The organism is Cryptocyanus atlanticus LEGE 06306 (genome assembly GCF_056633155.1).
This window is the reverse complement of record NZ_JBSJOZ010000004.1, coordinates 80,575-97,381: the sequence shown is the minus strand read 5'-3', so window position 1 is coordinate 97,381 and position 16,807 is coordinate 80,575. Positions and strand designations below refer to the sequence as shown.

Genomic DNA, 16,807 nt, shown 5'->3' with positions numbered 1-16,807 from the left:
GAAAAAGCCGAACCTGCCGGAAGTCTTCCGGTTTGGTGCCCCGGGGCAGCCCCCGGACCCGCCGTCTCCCGCTGCTCCATAGGATCCCCCCACTCCGGCACGCCTCGAGCGACCCCATGGCGGACTCAACGGCGGAATCGCTCCAGCGCACCCCCCTGGCCGAGGCCTGCCGTGCCGCCGGTGCCCGCCTGGTGCCATTCGAGGGCTGGGAGATGCCGGTGCAGTTCCAGGGGCTGGTGCAGGAGCACCGGGCCGTGCGAGAGCGCTGCGGTGTCTTCGACATCTCCCACATGGGGGTGCTGGTGCTGCGGGGAGACGGGGCCAAGGACCTGCTGCAGGCCCTGGTGCCCAGCGACCTGTTCCGCATCGGCCCCGGCGAGGCCACCTACACGGTGCTGCTCAACGAGGCCGGCGGCATTCGTGACGATCTGATCGTCTACGACCGGGGACGGCGGCCGATCGGGGCCGCCGGGGACGGCCCGGCCGGCGAGACCGACGAGCTCCTGGTGATCCTCAACGCCGGCTGCGCCGTCAGCGACACCGCCTGGCTGCGGCATCGACTCGAGCCGGCCGGTCTCACGATTACCGACCGCAAGGGTGACGGCCTGCTGCTGGCCCTGCAGGGCCCCGAGGCGGAGCAGCGGCTGGAGGCTCTGGCGGGCCTCAGCCTGGCGGGGCTCCCCCGCTTCGGTCACCGCCAGATCCGGCTGACCGGCACCGCCGCGAACGCGGCGGCCGGCGCCGGGGTCTTCGTGGCCCGCACCGGCTACACCGGGGAAGACGGCTTCGAGCTGCTGCTGGAGCGCCCGGCCGGGCTCGCCCTCTGGAGCCAGCTGCTGGCCGAGGGGGTCACCCCCTGCGGCCTCGGTGCCCGCGACACCCTGCGCCTGGAAGCCGCCATGCACCTCTACGGCAGCGACATGGACGCCGCCACCACGCCCCTGGAGGCCTCGCTGGGCTGGCTGGTGCACCTGGAGATGCCCGCCGACTTCATCGGGCGGCCGGTGCTGGAGCGCCAGAGCGCCGAGGGGGTGCGTCGCCGGCTGGTGGGGCTCAAGCTCCAGGGGCGGGCCATCGCCCGCCACGGCTATCCGGTGCTCCGCGATGGCGCCGTGGTGGGGGCGATCACCAGCGGCACCTGGTCGCCGACGCTCGGCGAGGCCATCGCCCTCGCCTACGTGCCGGCGGAGGCCGCCAGGCCCGGCACGGCGCTGGCGGTGGAGATCCGCGGCAAGGCCGAGCCGGCGGTGGTGGTGAAGCGGCCCTTCTACCGGCGTGCCTAGGGCCCACGGGGCTGGCTGCTGCCGTGGGAAACTCGCAGATTCGTTCCTGTTTCCCCGATGCGCAGCCACGGATGCGGCGACCTGCGCAGCGATGCCGTCGATCAGAGCGTTCTGCTGAGCGGCTGGGTGGATCGCCGCCGCGACCATGGCGGCGTGATCTTCGTGGATCTGCGCGACCGCAGCGGCACTGTGCAGGTCACCGTCGATCCCGACCTGGGTCCTGAGGCCTTCCAGGTGGCCGAGCACCTGCGCAACGAGACGGTCCTGCAGGTGCGGGGCCGGGTGCGCCGCCGGCCGGCCGATTCGATCAACCCCCGCCTGGCCACCGGTGAGCTGGAGGTGCTGGCGGGCGCGCTCACGGTGCTGAACCCGGTGCGCCGCGCCCTTCCCTTCCAGGTCTCGGTCCACGACGAGGAGAGCGTGCGGGAAGAGCTCCGCCTGCGCCACCGCTACCTCGACCTGCGCCGCGAGCGCATGGCCCGCAACCTGCGGCTGCGGCACACCACGATCCAGGCGGCCCGCCGCTTCCTCGATGGGGAGGGATTCCTGGAGGTGGAAACACCGGTGCTCACCCGCTCCACCCCCGAAGGCGCCCGCGACTATCTGGTGCCCAGCCGGGTCTGCGGCGGCGAGTGGTTCGCCCTGCCCCAGTCCCCCCAGCTGTTCAAGCAGCTGCTGATGGTGGGGGGTGTCGAGCGGTATTACCAGGTGGCCCGCTGCTTCCGCGACGAGGACCTCCGGGCCGACCGCCAGCCGGAGTTCACGCAGCTGGACCTGGAGATGAGTTTCCTGGAGCAGGAGCAGATCCTGGAGCTCAACGAACGGCTGATCGCGGCGATCTGGAAGGCGGCCCGGGGGGTCGAGCTGCCCCGGCCCTTCCCCCGCCTCAGCTGGCACGAGGCGATGGAGCGCTACGGCACCGATCGGCCCGACACCCGCTATGGCCTGGAGCTCACCGACGTGAGCGATCTGGTGGCGGAGATGGGCTTCAAGGTGTTCTCCGGCGCCGTGGCGGCCGGCGGGTCGGTGAAATGCATCGCCATCCCCGGGGGCAACGAGGCGATCAGCAACGTCCGCATCAAGCCCGGCGGGGATGTGTTCAGCGAGGCCCAGGCGGCCGGCGCCGGCGGCCTGGCCTTCATCCGGGTGCGCGAGGGCGGCGAGATCGACAGCATCGGAGCCATCAAGGACCACCTCTCCGAGGCCAGGACGGCCGAGTTGCTGGAGCGCACCCGCGCCGGTGCCGGCACCCTGCTGCTGTTCGGCGCCGGCGACACCGCCACCGTGAACAAGGCCCTCGACCGGGTACGGCAGTACCTGGCCCGCGCCCTGGCCCTGGTCCCGCCCGATCGCGACAACACCAGCTGGAACTTCCTCTGGGTGGTGGGGTTTCCGATGTTCGAGCGCAACGACGAGGAGAACCGGCTGGAGGCGCTGCACCATCCCTTCTGCGCCCCCGACCCCGGCGATCTGGGCGACGATCCCGCCGCCTGGTCCGAGCGCCTGCCGGCGGCACGGGCCCAGGCCTACGACCTGGTGCTCAATGGCCTCGAGCTGGGGGGCGGGTCCCTGCGCATCCACGACTCGGCGCTCCAACGGCAGGTGCTGCAGACCATCGGCCTGCCCCTGGAGGAGGCCGAGCGGCAGTTCGGCTTCCTGATGGAGGCCCTCGATCTGGGGGCGCCCCCCCATGGCGGCATCGCCTTCGGCCTGGATCGGATCGTGATGCTGCTGGCCGGCGAGGAGTCGATCCGTGACACGATCGCCTTTCCCAAGACCCAGCAGGCCCGCTGCCTCCTCACCCAGGCTCCCGCCGATGTGGCCCCCGCCCAGCTGGTGGACCTGCATGTGGCCAGCACCTGGGAGCCGCCGAGGTGAACCCTCCGGCGTCCCCACGGCAGGACCCGGACGCGGTGCTACAACGAAATCATCCCGCTCCAGGTCCATGGACCAGGCCGTCAGCCCCACCCTCACCCCCCGCCCGATGGCCACCCCCGGGGGCGCCCCGCCGATTGACATCGGCATCTCCGCCGACCAGCGGGAGCAGATCGCGGCCGGCCTCGGCCGCCTGCTGGCCGACAGCTACGTGCTCTACGGCAAGACCCACGGCTTCCACTGGAACGTCACCGGCCCGATGTTCAACACGCTGCACCTGATGTTCATGGCGCAGTACACCGAACTGTGGAACGCCCTCGACGTGATCGCCGAGCGCATCCGCGCCCTGGGCTGTCCGGCGCCCTTCGGAGGCTCCCGCTTCGCCGCCCTCTCCTCGATCGCCGAAACCCAGGGCCATCCCCAGGCGCTGGAGATGGTGCGCGAGCTGGTGATGGGTCACGAAGCGGTGGCCCGCACCGCCCGCGGCCTCTTCCCCCTGGTGGAGGCCGCCGGCGACGAGCCCACCGCCGATCTGCTCACCCAGCGCCTGCAGATCCACGAGAAAACCGCCTGGATGCTGCGCAGCCTCCTGGAGGCCTGAAGGGCCTGGGGCGGCGCAGGGGGGGGGGGGGGACGGGGCATCCCGTCAGAGAGGGTTCAGGGCTGACAGTGGGCGCTCGATAGATTGGTGTGTCCGCCAGTGCCTGCTCCACCGCCCATGGCGAAATTCGTGTTCGTGACCGGCGGGGTGGTGTCGAGCATCGGCAAGGGGATCGTGGCGGCGAGCCTGGGGCGGCTGCTGAAATCCCGGGGCTACAGCGTTTCGATCCTCAAGCTCGATCCCTACCTCAACGTGGATCCGGGCACGATGAGCCCGTACCAGCACGGTGAGGTGTTCGTCACCCAGGACGGCGCCGAGACCGATCTGGACCTGGGCCACTACGAGCGTTTCACCGACACGGCCATGTCACGTCTGAACAGCGTGACCACGGGCTCCATCTACCAGGCGGTGATCAACAAGGAACGCCGCGGCGACTACAACGGCGGCACCGTGCAGGTGATCCCCCACATCACCCGCGAGATTCGCGAGCGGATCCACCGGGTGGCGGCCGACAGCGGCGTGGATGTGGTGATCACCGAGATCGGCGGCACGGTGGGCGACATCGAATCCCTGCCGTTCCTCGAGGCGATCCGGGAGTTCCGCGGCGATGTGGGCCGCCGCGACCTGGCCTACGTGCACGTCACCCTGCTGCCCTACATCGGCACCTCCGGTGAGATCAAGACCAAGCCCACCCAGCACTCGGTGAAGGAACTGCGCTCGATCGGCATCCAGCCCGACCTGCTGATCACCCGCTGTGACCGGCCGATCAGCGAGGACCTCAAGGCCAAGATCGGCGGCTTCTGCGGCGTGCTCCCCGAAGCGGTCATCCCCGCCCGCGACGCTGACAGCATCTATGCCGTGCCGATCGCCCTGGAGCGGGAAGGGCTCTGCCGTCAGGTGCTCGACGTGCTCGGCCTCCAGGATCACGACAGCGACATGGAGCGCTGGGAAGAGCTGGTCTGCAAGCTGCGCAACCCGGGCCCGGCCGTGCGGGTGGCCCTGGTGGGCAAGTACGTGCAGCTCAACGATGCCTATCTGTCGGTGGTGGAAGCCCTGCGCCACGCCTGCATCGACCGGGACGCCTGCCTGGATCTGCACTGGGTCAGCGCCGAGCAGATCGAGACCCAGGGAGCCGAAACCCTGTTGCGGGGCATGGACGCGGTGGTGGTTCCCGGCGGTTTCGGCAACCGCGGCGTGGACGGCAAGGTGGCGGCGATCCGCTGGGCCCGCGAGCAGCGGGTGCCCTTCCTCGGCCTCTGCCTGGGCATGCAGTGCGCCGTGATCGAGTGGGCCCGCAACGTGGCCGAGCTGGCCGGCGCCACCAGCGCCGAACTCGACCCCGACAGCCCCTACCCGGTGATTCACCTGCTGCCGGAGCAGCAGGACGTGGTGGACCTGGGCGGGACGATGCGGCTCGGGGTGTACCCCTGCCGGCTCATCCCCGGCACCCTGGCCTCCCGGCTCTACGGCGAGGAGGTGGTCTACGAGCGGCACCGCCACCGCTACGAGTTCAACAACGCCTACCGCACCCCCTTTCTCGACTCGGGCTACACGATCAGTGGCACCTCCCCCGATGGCCGCCTGGTGGAGCTGATCGAGCTGGAGACCCATCCCTATTTCACGGCCTGCCAGTTCCATCCCGAGTTCCTGTCCCGCCCGGGCAAGCCCCACCCCCTGTTCCGGGGGCTGATCGCGGCGGCCCAGCGGCAGCACACCACCATGGCCAGCCACAACCAGGCCACGGCTGTCGAGACGGCTCCGACTGCCCAGCCTGTGGAGACCTCCCGGCCCGCCGGGCTCCCGGCGGCCTAGGCCGCCCATGGCGCCCCCCCTCCCCCTGGACAGCCTCCCCGCCGGGGCCCTGCCCGTGGTGGAAACCTTCCATTCCCTGCAGGGGGAAGGCGTTCATGCGGGCCGCAGCGCCTTCTTCCTGCGCCTGGGGGGGTGCACGGTGGGCTGCCCCTGGTGTGACACCAAGCCCTCCTGGCCGGCCGGGGGCCATCCCCGCCGCCGCCTGGCGGAGCTGGCCGCGGAGGCCTGCGCCGCCCGCACGGCTGGGGCGGCTTTCCTGGTGGTCACCGGTGGTGAACCGCTCCACCACGACCTCGGGGCCCTCTGCCGGGCCCTGGCCGAGAGCGGCCTCCCCCTGCATCTGGAAACCAGCGGCGTCGATCCGCTCTCGGGGGGCTTCGACTGGATCACCCTCTCGCCCAAGCGGCACCGCCCGCCCACCCCGGCTCTGCTGGCGGCCTGCGACGAGCTCAAGGTGGTGGTGCACGAGGCCGTGGATCTGGACTTCGCCCAGGCGATGGCCGAGCAGGTGAGGGCGGAGCAGGAGGGGACCGGGGGCTCGGCTGTGCTGACCCTGCAGCCGGGCTGGCAGAGCGGGCCCGGCCTGGAGCTGGCGATTGACTTCGTGCGCCGCCACCCCGACTGGCGGCTCAGCCTGCAGGCCCACAAGTGGCTGGGCCTACGCTGAGCCCGGCTCCGGCCCCGGCGGTCCTCCCCCATCCCGCAAACTGAGCACCGGTGCGGGGATCGGGTGTGGACCAGCTGCAGAGCCTGCGGGGCATGGTGGATCTGCTGCCGGAGCAGATCGGCCTCTGGCAGCATCTGGAGCAGTGCGCCCGTGACCAGTTCCACCGCGCCGGGCTCGCCGAGATCCGCACGCCGCTGTTGGAGGCCACCGAGCTGTTCGCACGGGGCATCGGCACCGCCACCGATGTGGTGGGCAAGGAGATGTACAGCTTCGAGGACCGGGGCCAGCGCAGCTGCACCCTGCGGCCGGAGGGCACGGCGTCGGTGGTGCGGGCCACCCTGCAGCACGGCCTGCTCAGCCAGGGCCCCCGGCGGCTCTGGTATGGCGGCCCGATGTTCCGCTACGAGCGCCCCCAGGCCGGCCGCCAGCGCCAGTTCCACCAGCTGGGCATCGAGTTGCTGGGGTTTGCCGATCCCCGCAGCGATGCCGAGGCGATCGCGATCGCCTGGGACCTGCTGGGAGCGCTCGGCATCGCCGGCCTGGAGCTCGAGCTCAACAGCCTGGGGGATCCGGCCGACCGTGCCGCCTACCGCCAGCGCCTGGTGGACTGGCTGGAGGAGCGCCGCGGCGCGCTCGATCCCGAAGCCCGGGAGCGGATCGCCACCAACCCCCTGCGCGTGCTCGACAGCAAGCACCCCGACACCCGCGCCGCCCTCGGCGGTGCCCCCCAGCTGATCGACAGCCTGGCCCCCGCCAGCCGGGCGCGCTTCGAGCGCGTGCTCCGCTGCCTCGAGCGGCTGGAGATCCCCTACCGGCTCAACCCGTCCCTGGTGCGGGGCCTCGACTACTACGCCCACACCGCCTTCGAGATCACCAGCAGCCAGCTCGGCGCCCAGGCCACCGTCTGTGGGGGCGGCCGCTACGACGGCCTGGTGGAGCAGCTGGGCGGGCCTGCCACCGCCGCGGTGGGCTGGGCGATCGGGATGGAGCGCCTGGTGCTGCTGCTGGCGCAGGCGGCCGCCAGCGGTCGGATCCCGCCCCCGGCAGTGCCGCTGGTCTATGTGGTGAGCCGGGGGGAGGCGGCGGAACTGGAGGCGCTGCGGCTGGCCCGGCGGCTGCGCCAGGCGGGCCTGGCCACGGAGCTGGATCCCTCGGGAGCCGCCTTCGGCAAGCAGCTCCGCCGGGCCGACCGCTCCGGGGCCAGCTGGGCCGTGCTGATCGGCGAGGACGAGGCCTCCCAGGGACAGCTGCTGCTCAAGGATCTGCGGCAGCGGACCGGGGAGAGTCGCCTCACGCCCGAGGGCCTGCTGCAGCGGCTGCGCACCGGTCCCGGACCGGCCGCCGGCGCCTCGGACCCGGAGGCGGCCTGAGCGGGGAATCCCCTTCGGATCCATGTGGGAGACTCGCCCCAGCAAGGAGACCCTCGATGGGTGACGTGGCCTTGGTCCGCACCATCTGCTGCATCGGTGCGGGCTATGTGGGGGGGCCGACCATGGCGGTGATCGCCGATCGCTGCCCCCATCTCCAGGTCACCCTGGTGGATCTCAATGCGGCGCGCATCGCCGCCTGGAACGACGAGGACCTGGGCCGGCTGCCGGTGTACGAACCCGGTCTGGCGGAGGTGGTGGGTCGTTGCCGCGGCCGCAATCTGCACTTCAGCACCGAGGTGGAGGCGGCGATCGCCGCCGCCGACATGGTCTTCCTGTCGGTGAACACGCCCACCAAGCAGCGGGGGCTGGGGGCGGGGCAGGCCTCCGATCTGCGCTGGATCGAGGCTTCCGCCCGCCAGGTGGCCGCCACCGCCCGGGGGCACACGATCGTGGTGGAGAAGAGCACCCTGCCGGTGCGCACGGCCGAAACGATCCAGGAGATCCTGGCGGGCGCCAGCGGGAACGGCAATGGAGCCGCCCAGAGCTTCTCGGTGCTCTCCAACCCCGAGTTCCTGGCCGAGGGCACCGCCATCGCGGATCTGGAGAACCCCGATCGGGTGCTGATCGGCGGCGAGGATGCCTCCGCCATCGAGGCCCTGGCCACCATCTACGCCCACTGGGTGCGGCCGGAGCGGATCCTGCGCACCAATCTCTGGAGCAGTGAGCTCTCCAAGCTCACCGCCAACGCCTTCCTGGCCCAGCGGATCTCCTCGATCAACGCGATCGGCGCCCTCTGCGAAGCCACCGGAGCCAATGTGAAGGAGGTGGCCCGGGCGATCGGTGCCGACAGCCGCATCGGAGCCAAGTTTCTCGCCGCCGGCCCAGGCTTCGGCGGCAGCTGCTTCCGCAAGGACATCCTCAACCTGGTGTACCTCTGCCGCCATTACGGACTCGAGGCGCCGGCCCATTACTGGGAGCAGGTGGTGGAACTCAACACCTGGCAGCAGCGGCGCCTGGCCCGGCTGGTGGTGCAGCGGCTGTTCGGCACTGTGAGCGGCAAGCGCCTGGCCGTGCTGGGGTTCGCCTTCAAGGCCGACACCAACGACACCCGCGCCTCCCCGGCAATCGACGTCTGCCGCGATCTGCTGGAGGAGGGCGCCCATCTGGCGATTCACGATCCCAAGGTGAGCGCCGCCCAGATCAGCGCCGACCTTGGCCAGGCCCCCGGCATCGGTTCCGCGGATCTGGGGGATCCGGGCCGCTGGGAGGCGGCGGCCGATCCGCTCGAGGCCGTCAGCGGGACGGACGCGGTGATCCTGCTGACCGAATGGACGCTGTACCGTCAGCTGGACTGGAGCACGATCGCGGCACGCATGCGGCGTCCGGCCTGGTTGTTCGATCTGCGGGCGATCGCCGATGCGGACGCCGCGCGCCGGGCGGGTCTGAACGTCTGGCGGATCGGAGAGGGCTGAGGGATGGGCTGGCGGCAGGGGAGGGCGGCATGAGCCTGCGCCATCTGGTCACCGGCGGGGCGGGCTTCGTGGGGTCGGGCCTGGTGGACCGCCTGATGGAGAGCGGCGAGGAGGTGATCTGCCTCGACAACTACTACACCGGTCGCAAGGCCAACGTGGCCCAGTGGATCGGCCATCCCCGCTTCGAGCTGATCCGCCACGACGTCACCGAACCGATTCGCCTGGAGGTGGACCGGATCTGGCACCTGGCCTGTCCGGCCTCGCCGAATCACTACCAGTCCAACCCGATCAAGACCGCCAAGACGAGCTTTCTGGGCACCTACAACATGCTGGGCCTGGCCCGCCGGGTCGGGGCCAGGCTGCTGCTGGCGAGCACCAGTGAGGTCTATGGCGATCCGGAGGTGCATCCCCAGCCGGAGAGTTACCGGGGCTGTGTCAATCCGATCGGCCTCCGCTCCTGCTACGACGAAGGCAAGCGCATCGCCGAAGCGCTCTGCTTCGATTACCGCCGCATGCACGGCACCGAGATCCGTGTGGCGCGGATCTTCAACACCTACGGGCCCCGGATGGCCAGCGATGATGGCCGCGTCGTGAGCAATTTCATCGTCCAGGCCCTGCGGGGGGAGCCGATCACCCTGTTCGGCGACGGCAGCCAGACCCGCAGCTTCTGTTATGTGGATGATCTGGTGGAGGGGCTGATCCGGCTGATGCGGGGGACCCACACTGGACCGATCAATCTGGGCAATCCCGGCGAGTTCACGATCCGCCAGCTGGCTGACCTGGTGCGGCAACGGCTGAACCCCGGCCTCGTCTTCACCCACCTGCCCCTGCCGGAGGACGATCCCCTGCAGCGCCAGCCGGACATCAGCCTGGCCCGCCGGGAGCTGGGCTGGGAACCGGTGGTGTCCCTCCGCGAGGGCCTGGAACCCACCATCCGCCACTTCCAGGCCCAGCTGGAGCTGGCTCGATGAGGCGACCCGTGCTGGTCACCGGCGCGGCCGGCTTCATCGGAGCGGCCGTCTGCGGCGCGCTGCTGGAGCGGGGGGAGGCGGTGGTGGGGATCGACAATCTCAACGCTTACTACGATCCCGCCCTCAAACAGGCCCGGCTGGACCGGCTCACGGCCCCCGCTGGAGCCGGATCCGACCCGATGCGCTTCCGATTCCGTCCGCTCGATCTCGAGGACGGCTCCGCCCTGGAGGCCCTGTTCGCCGAGGAGCGCCCCGATCGGGTCATCCACCTGGCGGCCCAGGCGGGGGTGCGCTATTCGCTCGAAAACCCCCTCGCCTACGTCAACAGCAACCTGGTGGGATTCCTCTCGATCCTGGAGGGCTGCCGCCACCACGGCGTGGTTCACCTGGTGTATGCCTCCAGCAGTTCGGTGTATGGGGGCAACCGGCGCCTGCCGTTTTCCGAGCAGCATCCGGTGAACCATCCGGTGAGCCTCTATGCCGCCACCAAGAAGGCCAACGAGCTGATGGCGCACACCTACAGCCACCTCTACGGGCTGCCGGCCACCGGCCTGCGCTTCTTCACGGTGTACGGCCCCTGGGGCCGCCCGGACATGGCCCCCATGCTGTTCGCCCGGGCGATCCTGGCGGGGGAGCCGATCCGGGTGTTCAACCACGGCCGCATGGAGCGGGATTTCACCTACATCGACGACATCGTGGAGGGGGTGATCCGCTGCCTCGACAAGCCGGCCACGGCCGATCCCTGCTTTGATCCGCTTGATCCCGACCCGGCCACCTCCGCGGCGCCCCACCGGGTCTTCAACATCGGCAACAGCCAGCCCACCCCGCTGCTGCGGTTCATCACCGTGCTGGAAGAGGCCCTCGGGGCAACGGCCATCCCGCAGTTCGAGCCCATGCAGCCGGGGGATGTGACCGCCACGGCGGCGGACACCACGGCGCTCGAGGCCTGGGTGGGCTTTGCCCCCCACACCCCGCTCGAGGTGGGGCTGGATCGCTTCGCCCGCTGGTATCGCACCTATTTCGGGGTCTGAGCGCCCAGCCCACGGAGCCGAGGCGGGCCAGCAAAAAGGGCCCCAATCGGAGCCCGGGTGAACAGACGGGAGGGGAGGCCTGAATTCAGGCCGAACCGACACCCACGTAGGAGCCGTAGAAGAACAGGCCCACCACGAAGATCACGGCGATGCCGCCGGCGGTGGCCACGAGCCAGAGGGGCAAAACCCCTTCGGTCCAGCGGCTGCGCCAGGCCACGACGGGGCGGCCGTCGGGAAGACGATCTGGAATGCGACCGTCAGGAAGAGCTGATTTCTTGCCACTCATGACTGGAAGGTCCGATCAGTTGAAGAAATAACTGGTGAAGAGAACCCCGGTGACGAACACCAGCAGCAGCCCCAGATAGAGGCTGGTGCGGTTGAGCTCAACCGGCAGATTGTTCGGATTCGGATTGCGCTGCATGGCGAAAATCAGCGGCGGACGAACTGCATGGCCGCCAGGGCACCCAGGAAGAAGACCGTGGGGATACCCAGCGCATGAAGCGACAGCCACCGAACCGTGAAGATCGGATAGTTGCGCGGCGTGGTGCTGGTCGGAGACTGGCTCATGAATCAATCCAAGCGCAGATCGAGCTGGTCTTTACCTTCGTAGCGCTGGCTCACGACGGGGGCCTTGAGTTCCTGCGCCTGGAAATAGGCATCCGGGCGGGGAGTGCCGAAGGCGTCGTAGGCGAGGCCCGTGGAGACGAACAGGAAGCCCGCCAGAAAGATCGCCGGCAAGGTGACGGCGTGGATGACCCAGTAACGGATGCTCGTGATGATCTCGAAGAACGGACGTTCTCCGGTGGAGCCGGCAGCCATGGCAGCGGGCAATTCAGCTACGTGATCTTAAACGCTGGGCCGGCGGAGCCGGGATGGGGGCCGCCGGTTGGTTACAGAGGGACGCAGTCCCGGGCGGAGGGAGGGGGAGAGCTCAGCCCACCCAGCGCAGCAGGCTGCCCCGCTCCCCGAGCACGAACCCCTTGCCGTCCCCGGGGAAGACGAAACGGGTGAAGTTGGTGGGCTGGCTGGCGCCGAGCGGATCCTTCTGCCAGCTGGAGCCCCCGTCGCGGCTCACCAGCAGGGTGCCGCTGCCGCCCCCGGCCCAGATGGCTCCGTCGGGATCCCAGGCCATGTCCAGATAGCCGTAGCCGTTGGTGATCGGGATCACCGGCTTGCTCCAGTCCTCCACATCGGCGGCGTCGGGGTTGAAGCGGAGCTGGGCGCCGCGGGTGACCATCCAGAGGTTGCCGTCGGGCTGGAAGCCCATGCTCTGCAGGCGCTGGCTGCTGATCCGCTGGTGGGGTTCCCAGCGCTCCAGGCCCGGTTGCCAGGTGGCGAAGAAATTGCCGAGGCTCGAGACGCTCACGTAGCGGCCCCCGGGGTCGCGGCGCAGGTCCCGCACGGCGCCGGCCGCATCACCCACGTCGGCCTGCCAGCTGGACCCGCCATCGGTGGTGCGGTAGATCGCGCCCACGTTGGTGGCCAGCTCGGCCCGCTGCGGTCCGAGGGCGGTGATCAGATAGGGGTCGCCGGGCAGCTTGGTGTCGAGCAGCAGGCGTTCCCAGCTGGCGCCGCCATCGCCGCTGCGCAGCAGCAGGCCCGGCTGGCCGACGATCCAGCCCTCCCGGCCGTTGAAGTCGATGCTGATCAACCGGAAGTTCTCGTCCTCGGGCAGGTCGAGGGAGCGTTCCTCCCAGCTGGCGCCGCCATCGCCGGTCTCGAGGATCAGCCGGTTGCTGCCCACCAGGAAGCCGTGGTTCTCATCGGTGAAGGCCAGATCGAGCGGATTGGAGCGGGTGGCCAGCGGCACGGCCTCCCAGGGGCTCGCGCTGGCCAGGGGCACGCCGGTGGTGACGCAGCCGGAGAGTCCGAAGGTGAGGCCCGCGGCCAGCACCAGGCCCAGCAGAGAGGAGAGCAGGCGGTTCACGGGGCTCAGCGAAGGGAATAGAGGGAGAGGAAGAAGGCGAACGCCAGGGCGAAACCTCCGAAGATCAGCACGTTCTTCTGGCCAGGGGTGAGGGTGTTCACCCCCAGGCCGAAGTTGAGGTTCTGCTCGAAGCCGCTGGGCTTGCTGCGGGGGCCGATATCCTTGAAGGCGCCGACGCGGCTGCGGCAGACGGGACAGCGGAAGCCGATCGGATCGAGGGCCGAGAAGGGGGTGCCGGGGGGGATCGCCAGCTTGCGGATCCCCTCATCGGGGTCGAAGACGAACCCGCAGCTGCGGCACTCGAAGCGGTGGGTGTCGGGGTCGTCGGCGGATTCGCCGTCGGCGGCGGGGGGATCGCCCGTGGCGACAGCGGCGGGCCGGGAGTCGGAGACCTCCACGGGGGGCTGGGAGTCGGGGGCCGCCTCCGGGGGCTCCGTCGCGTCACTGTGCTGCCCGTTGACCATGGCTTGGGCCCTGTGCCGTCAGCGGTGACTCTATCCAGGCGGTTCCAGCCGATGGATGCCAGACTGCGCGCCAGCTCGGCCCCCTCCATGTTCGTCCTGCCCGGCTATGACGCCTTTCTGGGCTTCCTGCTGATCTCGGCGGCGGTCCCGGTGCTGGCCATCGTCGTCAACAAACTGGTGGCGCCCAGCTCCCGAGGCGGCGAGCGACGGCTCACCTATGAATCGGGCATGGAGCCGATCGGCGGGGCCTGGATCCAGTTCAACATCCGTTATTACATGTTCGCACTGGTCTTCGTCATCTTCGATGTCGAGACCGTGTTCCTCTATCCCTGGGCGGTGGCCTTCCATCGCCTGGGTCTGCTGGCCTTCATCGAAGCGCTCATCTTCATCGCGATCCTGGTGGTGGCCCTGGCCTACGCCTGGCGCAAGGGCGCCCTCGAATGGAGCTGAGCTTCCCGGAACCCCACCGCGCCTGCCGCCTGGAACCGAACCGAGTCGACGCATGACCCTCTCCCCTTCCCCCACCGCGCCCGGCGAGGCCCCGCTCTCGATCGAGGCCCTGCGCGATCTGCGGGCCTCCAGCTGCTCGCCCGTCGGAGCCCCGTCGGTCACCTCGGATCTGTCCGAGAACGTGATCCTCACCAGCCTGGATGACCTCCACAACTGGGCCCGGCTCAGCAGCCTCTGGCCCCTGCTCTACGGCACCGCCTGCTGCTTCATCGAGTTCGCGGCCCTGATCGGCTCCCGGTTCGACTTCGACCGTTTCGGCCTGGTGCCCCGCTCCAGCCCCCGCCAGGCGGATCTGCTGATCACCGCCGGCACGATCACCATGAAGATGGCACCGGCCCTGGTGCGGCTCTACGAGCAGATGCCCGAGCCCAAGTACGTGATCGCCATGGGTGCCTGCACGATCACCGGCGGCATGTTCAGCGCCGACTCCACCACGGCCGTGCGGGGGGTGGACAAGCTGATCCCGGTGGATCTCTACATCCCCGGCTGCCCGCCGCGGCCGGAGGCGATCTTCGATGCGGTGATCAAGCTTCGCAAGAAAGTGGGCAATGAAGCCCTGGCGGAGCGGGGCCTGAATCTCCCCACCCATCGCTATCTCACGATCGACCATGCCCTCAGGGCGGTGGAGCCGATCGTGACCGGCGCCTACCTGCGCGCCGAGACCCAGCAGGCCGCCCTTGCCGCCGCCGCCGGTCTGCCCATGGCGGCCCCCGCCGCCGCCGAACTCGCCGGGGCCCCCGCCCCGGACCCCAGCCGCGCCTTCTCCAGCGATGCCTGATCCCACCTCCCAGCCGGCGGCTCCGGAGCCGAGCCCGGCCGCCGCTGCCGACACCGCCGAACTCACCCCAGCGCCGGCGGGTCCCATCAGCCAGTGGCTTTCGGGCCAGGGCTTCGAGCATGAGCCCCTGCCCCCCGATCACCTCGGCGTCGAGCTGATCGCGGTGGAGCCCCTGTTCCTGCCGGTGGTGGCTGCGGCCCTCAAGGCCACCGGCTTTGACTACCTCCAGTGCCAGGGCGGCTACGACGAAGGCCCCGGGGGGCGACTGGTCAGCTTCTATCACCTGGTCAAGCTGGGGACGGGGGCCGATCCCAGCCCGGCCCCCGGCAGCGCCCCCGAGGAGGTGCGGCTCAAGGTGTTCCTGCAGCGCGACGGCATCCTCACCATCCCCACCCTCTACGGCCTGTTCCGCGGGGCGGACTGGCAGGAGCGGGAAACCTTCGACATGTTCGGGATCAGCTTCGAGGGCCACCCCCACCCGAAGCGGCTGCTGATGCCGGAGGACTGGAAGGGCTTCCCCCTGCGCAAGGATTACGTCCAGCCCGAGTTCTACGAGATGCAGGACGCCCACTGAGCCCGGCCGGCCGGGCCGCGGGGCACCCGTGGGGCCGACTTCGCAGCCGCTCTGCAGGACCCTCAGAGCACCGGCAGGATGCTCTTGTCCCCCTTGTGTTTGCGGTAGAAGCGCATCACGGCGTGGGAGAGGCTGCGCGGATCGTGACGGAGGGTCGGGCCGGGGCGCAGGCCCTGGAGGGAGGCTTCCATCACTTCGTAGCCCTGGCTGCGCAGCTTGGCCCGATCACAGAGCACGGGTTCGGCGCCCCGGGCCAGGTACGCCTGCACCAGCTGGGGATCGCCCGGATTCTCCTGGGCCAGCACTGCTGGAAACAGGCGCTGGTCCACGCCGAGGCTGGCCAGCTGGGATTCGATCGCCCGCAGATGCCCCTCCACGTCCAGGTGGTCGGTTTCGCCCGGCTGGGTCATCAGATTGCAGATGTAGAGCCGCGGGGCCTTGCTGCGGCTGATCGCCTCCACCAGTTCGGGGACCAGCAGGTTCGGCAACAGGGAGGTGTAGAGGCTGCCGGGGCCGAGCACGATCAGATCGGCGTGGGCGATCGCCTCGATCGCCCGCGGCAGGGCCGGCGGCCGCTCCGGGCTGCAGCCGAGCCGCACGATCGGGCTGGGGGAATGGCCGATGCACGACTCCCCTTCGATACGATCCCCGTTCTCCAGCTCCGCCCAGAGGCGCACATCGGCATTGGTGGCCGGCACCACCTGCCCCTGCACCGCCAGCACCCGGCTGCTGGCGGTGATGGCCGATTCCAGGCTGCCGGTGATGGCCGTGAGCGCGGTGAGGAAGAGGTTGCCGAAGCTGTGGCCCTCCAGCCCGCTGCCCGATCGGAAGCGGTACTGGAACAGGCGGGTGAGCAGGGGCTCCTCCCGGGCGAGGGCGGCCAGACAGTTGCGGATGTCGCCCGGCGGCTGCACGCCGAACTCCCGCCGCAGCACCCCGCTGCTGCCGCCATCGTCGGCCACGGTGACGATGGCGGTGATGTTGCCGCTGTAGCGCTTCAGCCCGCTCAGCAGGGTGGAGAGGCCGGTGCCGCCGCCGATCGCCACGATGCTGGGGCCGCGGTTGAGCCGCCGCTGGGCCAGCAGGGCATCCACCAGCACGGTGTCCTTCTCCGGGGCCAGGGCCTGCTGGATGGACCCGAAACTGCGGCTCTGGCCCCAGATCACCAGGGCCACCCCGGCGATCAGCACCAGCGGACCGGTGTATTCCCGGGGCAGCACCCGCGCCACGGCGGAGATCAGCCAGGTGAGGGATTCGAGAATCCAGTAGATCGGCTTCAGATCGGCCAGGATGGCGGCGCCCACTAGGGCCAGCATGAGCCCGAGGCCGGAGGTGACCACCCACCGCTTCACCACCAGACCGGGTTGCAGCCAGCGCACTGCCCGCCGGGAGCGGCTGACCAGATCCTGCCGGCGCCGCTCGCCGCGCCCCATCCAGAGGGGACGCCGGACCGGGCGGGGCGGCGGTGCGGA

Annotated in this window: 19 protein-coding genes; 12 read left to right on the top strand and 7 right to left on the bottom strand. The window is 70.2% G+C overall.

Translation table 11 applies throughout. The features are described 5' to 3' along the window. Positions 1-116: 116 nt before the first annotated feature. The 9 genes from gcvT to ACWJI7_RS06090 all read left to right on the top strand — a co-directional run bounded on the left by gcvT (position 117) and on the right by ACWJI7_RS06090 (position 11,082). Positions 117-1,283: a glycine cleavage system aminomethyltransferase GcvT gene (gene gcvT, locus ACWJI7_RS06130; RefSeq protein ID WP_479936227.1), complete on the top strand. Its 1,167-nt coding sequence runs from the start codon at positions 117-119 to the stop codon at positions 1,281-1,283. A gap of 57 nt (positions 1,284-1,340) precedes the next feature. After that, complete coding sequence (gene aspS / locus ACWJI7_RS06125) at positions 1,341-3,161, top strand: aspartate--tRNA ligase (protein WP_479936225.1); 1,821 nt, start codon at positions 1,341-1,343, stop codon at positions 3,159-3,161. Positions 3,162-3,267: 106 nt separating this feature from the next. After that, entirely contained in the window at positions 3,268-3,759 is a 492-nt protein-coding gene (locus tag ACWJI7_RS06120) for a Dps family protein (RefSeq protein WP_479936454.1), read from the top strand. A gap of 117 nt (positions 3,760-3,876) precedes the next feature. After that, positions 3,877-5,571, top strand: a complete 1,695-nt coding sequence (locus ACWJI7_RS06115) for a CTP synthase (protein WP_479936223.1) — start codon at positions 3,877-3,879, stop codon at positions 5,569-5,571. Between the two features lie 7 nt (positions 5,572-5,578). Beyond that, positions 5,579-6,238 carry a 7-carboxy-7-deazaguanine synthase QueE gene (locus ACWJI7_RS06110; protein WP_479936222.1) on the top strand — a complete coding sequence of 220 codons (660 nt, stop codon included), beginning with the start codon at positions 5,579-5,581 and terminating at the stop codon, positions 6,236-6,238. A gap of 65 nt (positions 6,239-6,303) precedes the next feature. Continuing rightward, entirely contained in the window at positions 6,304-7,608 is a 1,305-nt protein-coding gene (gene hisS / locus ACWJI7_RS06105) for a histidine--tRNA ligase (RefSeq protein WP_479936220.1), read from the top strand. A 56-nt stretch (positions 7,609-7,664) separates the two neighbouring features. Beyond that, on the top strand, positions 7,665-9,080 hold the full coding sequence (locus ACWJI7_RS06100; protein WP_479936217.1) for a nucleotide sugar dehydrogenase: 1,416 nt from the start codon (positions 7,665-7,667) through the stop codon (positions 9,078-9,080). 29 nt (positions 9,081-9,109) lie between these two features. Beyond that, positions 9,110-10,051 (top strand): UDP-glucuronic acid decarboxylase family protein, encoded by a 942-nt coding sequence (locus tag ACWJI7_RS06095; protein ID WP_479936215.1) that lies wholly within the window; start codon positions 9,110-9,112, stop codon positions 10,049-10,051. Further along, complete coding sequence (locus ACWJI7_RS06090) at positions 10,048-11,082, top strand: NAD-dependent epimerase (RefSeq protein WP_479936213.1); 1,035 nt, start codon at positions 10,048-10,050, stop codon at positions 11,080-11,082. The genes ACWJI7_RS06095 and ACWJI7_RS06090 overlap by 4 nt, the downstream gene beginning before the upstream one ends. An 85-nt stretch (positions 11,083-11,167) precedes the next feature. Here the strand turns inward: ACWJI7_RS06090 and ACWJI7_RS06085 are convergent, their stop codons facing one another. From ACWJI7_RS06085 to ACWJI7_RS06060, 6 genes are all read right to left on the bottom strand, one after another. Then, a complete protein-coding gene (locus tag ACWJI7_RS06085; RefSeq protein WP_479936211.1) occupies positions 11,168-11,368 on the bottom strand; it encodes a photosystem II reaction center protein J in 201 nt (66 codons plus the stop codon). A 15-nt stretch (positions 11,369-11,383) separates the two neighbouring features. Beyond that, the gene (gene psbL, locus ACWJI7_RS06080; protein WP_186697418.1) at positions 11,384-11,503 is read right to left on the bottom strand and encodes a photosystem II reaction center protein PsbL; all 120 of its coding nucleotides are present in this window, start codon (positions 11,501-11,503) and stop codon (positions 11,384-11,386) included. An 8-nt stretch (positions 11,504-11,511) separates the two neighbouring features. Then, complete coding sequence (psbF, locus tag ACWJI7_RS06075; protein ID WP_479936209.1) at positions 11,512-11,649, bottom strand: cytochrome b559 subunit beta; 138 nt, start codon at positions 11,647-11,649, stop codon at positions 11,512-11,514. A gap of 3 nt (positions 11,650-11,652) precedes the next feature. After that, positions 11,653-11,901: a cytochrome b559 subunit alpha gene (psbE, locus tag ACWJI7_RS06070; protein ID WP_479936207.1), complete on the bottom strand. Its 249-nt coding sequence runs from the start codon at positions 11,899-11,901 to the stop codon at positions 11,653-11,655. A 112-nt stretch (positions 11,902-12,013) separates the two neighbouring features. Continuing rightward, entirely contained in the window at positions 12,014-13,009 is a 996-nt protein-coding gene (locus ACWJI7_RS06065; protein ID WP_479936205.1) for a photosynthesis system II assembly factor Ycf48, read from the bottom strand. A 5-nt stretch (positions 13,010-13,014) separates the two neighbouring features. Next, positions 13,015-13,473 carry a rubredoxin gene (locus ACWJI7_RS06060; RefSeq protein ID WP_479936204.1) on the bottom strand — a complete coding sequence of 153 codons (459 nt, stop codon included), beginning with the start codon at positions 13,471-13,473 and terminating at the stop codon, positions 13,015-13,017. A gap of 87 nt (positions 13,474-13,560) precedes the next feature. Between ACWJI7_RS06060 and ACWJI7_RS06055 the strand changes: the two genes are divergently transcribed. From ACWJI7_RS06055 to ACWJI7_RS06045, 3 genes are read left to right on the top strand one after another with little or no spacing between them, the layout of a single operon-like run. Then, a complete protein-coding gene (locus ACWJI7_RS06055) occupies positions 13,561-13,923 on the top strand; it encodes an NAD(P)H-quinone oxidoreductase subunit 3 (protein ID WP_479936453.1) in 363 nt (120 codons plus the stop codon). Positions 13,924-13,975: 52 nt separating this feature from the next. Beyond that, positions 13,976-14,761 (top strand): NADH-quinone oxidoreductase subunit NuoB, encoded by a 786-nt coding sequence (gene nuoB / locus ACWJI7_RS06050; protein ID WP_479936203.1) that lies wholly within the window; start codon positions 13,976-13,978, stop codon positions 14,759-14,761. Next, complete coding sequence (locus ACWJI7_RS06045) at positions 14,754-15,335, top strand: NAD(P)H-quinone oxidoreductase subunit J (RefSeq protein ID WP_479936202.1); 582 nt, start codon at positions 14,754-14,756, stop codon at positions 15,333-15,335. Before nuoB ends, ACWJI7_RS06045 begins: the two co-directional genes overlap by 8 nt. A gap of 62 nt (positions 15,336-15,397) precedes the next feature. Here ACWJI7_RS06045 and ACWJI7_RS06040 read toward each other — a convergent pair whose 3' ends face one another. Further along, positions 15,398-16,768 carry a gluconeogenesis factor YvcK family protein gene (locus tag ACWJI7_RS06040; protein ID WP_479936451.1) on the bottom strand — a complete coding sequence of 457 codons (1,371 nt, stop codon included), beginning with the start codon at positions 16,766-16,768 and terminating at the stop codon, positions 15,398-15,400. Positions 16,769-16,807 lie beyond the last annotated feature (39 nt).

What these genes read in the sequence shown, in the direction of transcription:
- gcvT (WP_479936227.1), top strand. Translation starts at nt 117, where the DNA reads ATGGCGGACTCAACGGCGGAATCGCTCCAGCGCACCCCCCTGGCCGAG.
- aspS (WP_479936225.1), top strand. Translation starts at nt 1,341, where the DNA reads ATGCGCAGCCACGGATGCGGCGACCTGCGCAGCGATGCCGTCGATCAG.
- ACWJI7_RS06120 (WP_479936454.1), top strand. Translation starts at nt 3,268, where the DNA reads ATGGCCACCCCCGGGGGCGCCCCGCCGATTGACATCGGCATCTCCGCC.
- ACWJI7_RS06115 (WP_479936223.1), top strand. Translation starts at nt 3,877, where the DNA reads ATGGCGAAATTCGTGTTCGTGACCGGCGGGGTGGTGTCGAGCATCGGC.
- ACWJI7_RS06110 (WP_479936222.1), top strand. Translation starts at nt 5,579, where the DNA reads ATGGCGCCCCCCCTCCCCCTGGACAGCCTCCCCGCCGGGGCCCTGCCC.
- ACWJI7_RS06100 (WP_479936217.1), top strand. Translation starts at nt 7,665, where the DNA reads ATGGGTGACGTGGCCTTGGTCCGCACCATCTGCTGCATCGGTGCGGGC.
- ACWJI7_RS06095 (WP_479936215.1), top strand. Translation starts at nt 9,110, where the DNA reads ATGAGCCTGCGCCATCTGGTCACCGGCGGGGCGGGCTTCGTGGGGTCG.
- ACWJI7_RS06090 (WP_479936213.1), top strand. Translation starts at nt 10,048, where the DNA reads ATGAGGCGACCCGTGCTGGTCACCGGCGCGGCCGGCTTCATCGGAGCG.
- ACWJI7_RS06085 (WP_479936211.1), bottom strand. Translation starts at nt 11,368, where the DNA reads ATGAGTGGCAAGAAATCAGCTCTTCCTGACGGTCGCATTCCAGATCGT.
- psbL (WP_186697418.1), bottom strand. Translation starts at nt 11,503, where the DNA reads ATGCAGCGCAATCCGAATCCGAACAATCTGCCGGTTGAGCTCAACCGC.
- psbF (WP_479936209.1), bottom strand. Translation starts at nt 11,649, where the DNA reads ATGAGCCAGTCTCCGACCAGCACCACGCCGCGCAACTATCCGATCTTC.
- psbE (WP_479936207.1), bottom strand. Translation starts at nt 11,901, where the DNA reads ATGGCTGCCGGCTCCACCGGAGAACGTCCGTTCTTCGAGATCATCACG.
- ACWJI7_RS06060 (WP_479936204.1), bottom strand. Translation starts at nt 13,473, where the DNA reads ATGGTCAACGGGCAGCACAGTGACGCGACGGAGCCCCCGGAGGCGGCC.
- ACWJI7_RS06055 (WP_479936453.1), top strand. Translation starts at nt 13,561, where the DNA reads ATGTTCGTCCTGCCCGGCTATGACGCCTTTCTGGGCTTCCTGCTGATC.
- nuoB (WP_479936203.1), top strand. Translation starts at nt 13,976, where the DNA reads ATGACCCTCTCCCCTTCCCCCACCGCGCCCGGCGAGGCCCCGCTCTCG.
- ACWJI7_RS06045 (WP_479936202.1), top strand. Translation starts at nt 14,754, where the DNA reads ATGCCTGATCCCACCTCCCAGCCGGCGGCTCCGGAGCCGAGCCCGGCC.
- ACWJI7_RS06040 (WP_479936451.1), bottom strand. Translation starts at nt 16,768, where the DNA reads ATGGGGCGCGGCGAGCGGCGCCGGCAGGATCTGGTCAGCCGCTCCCGG.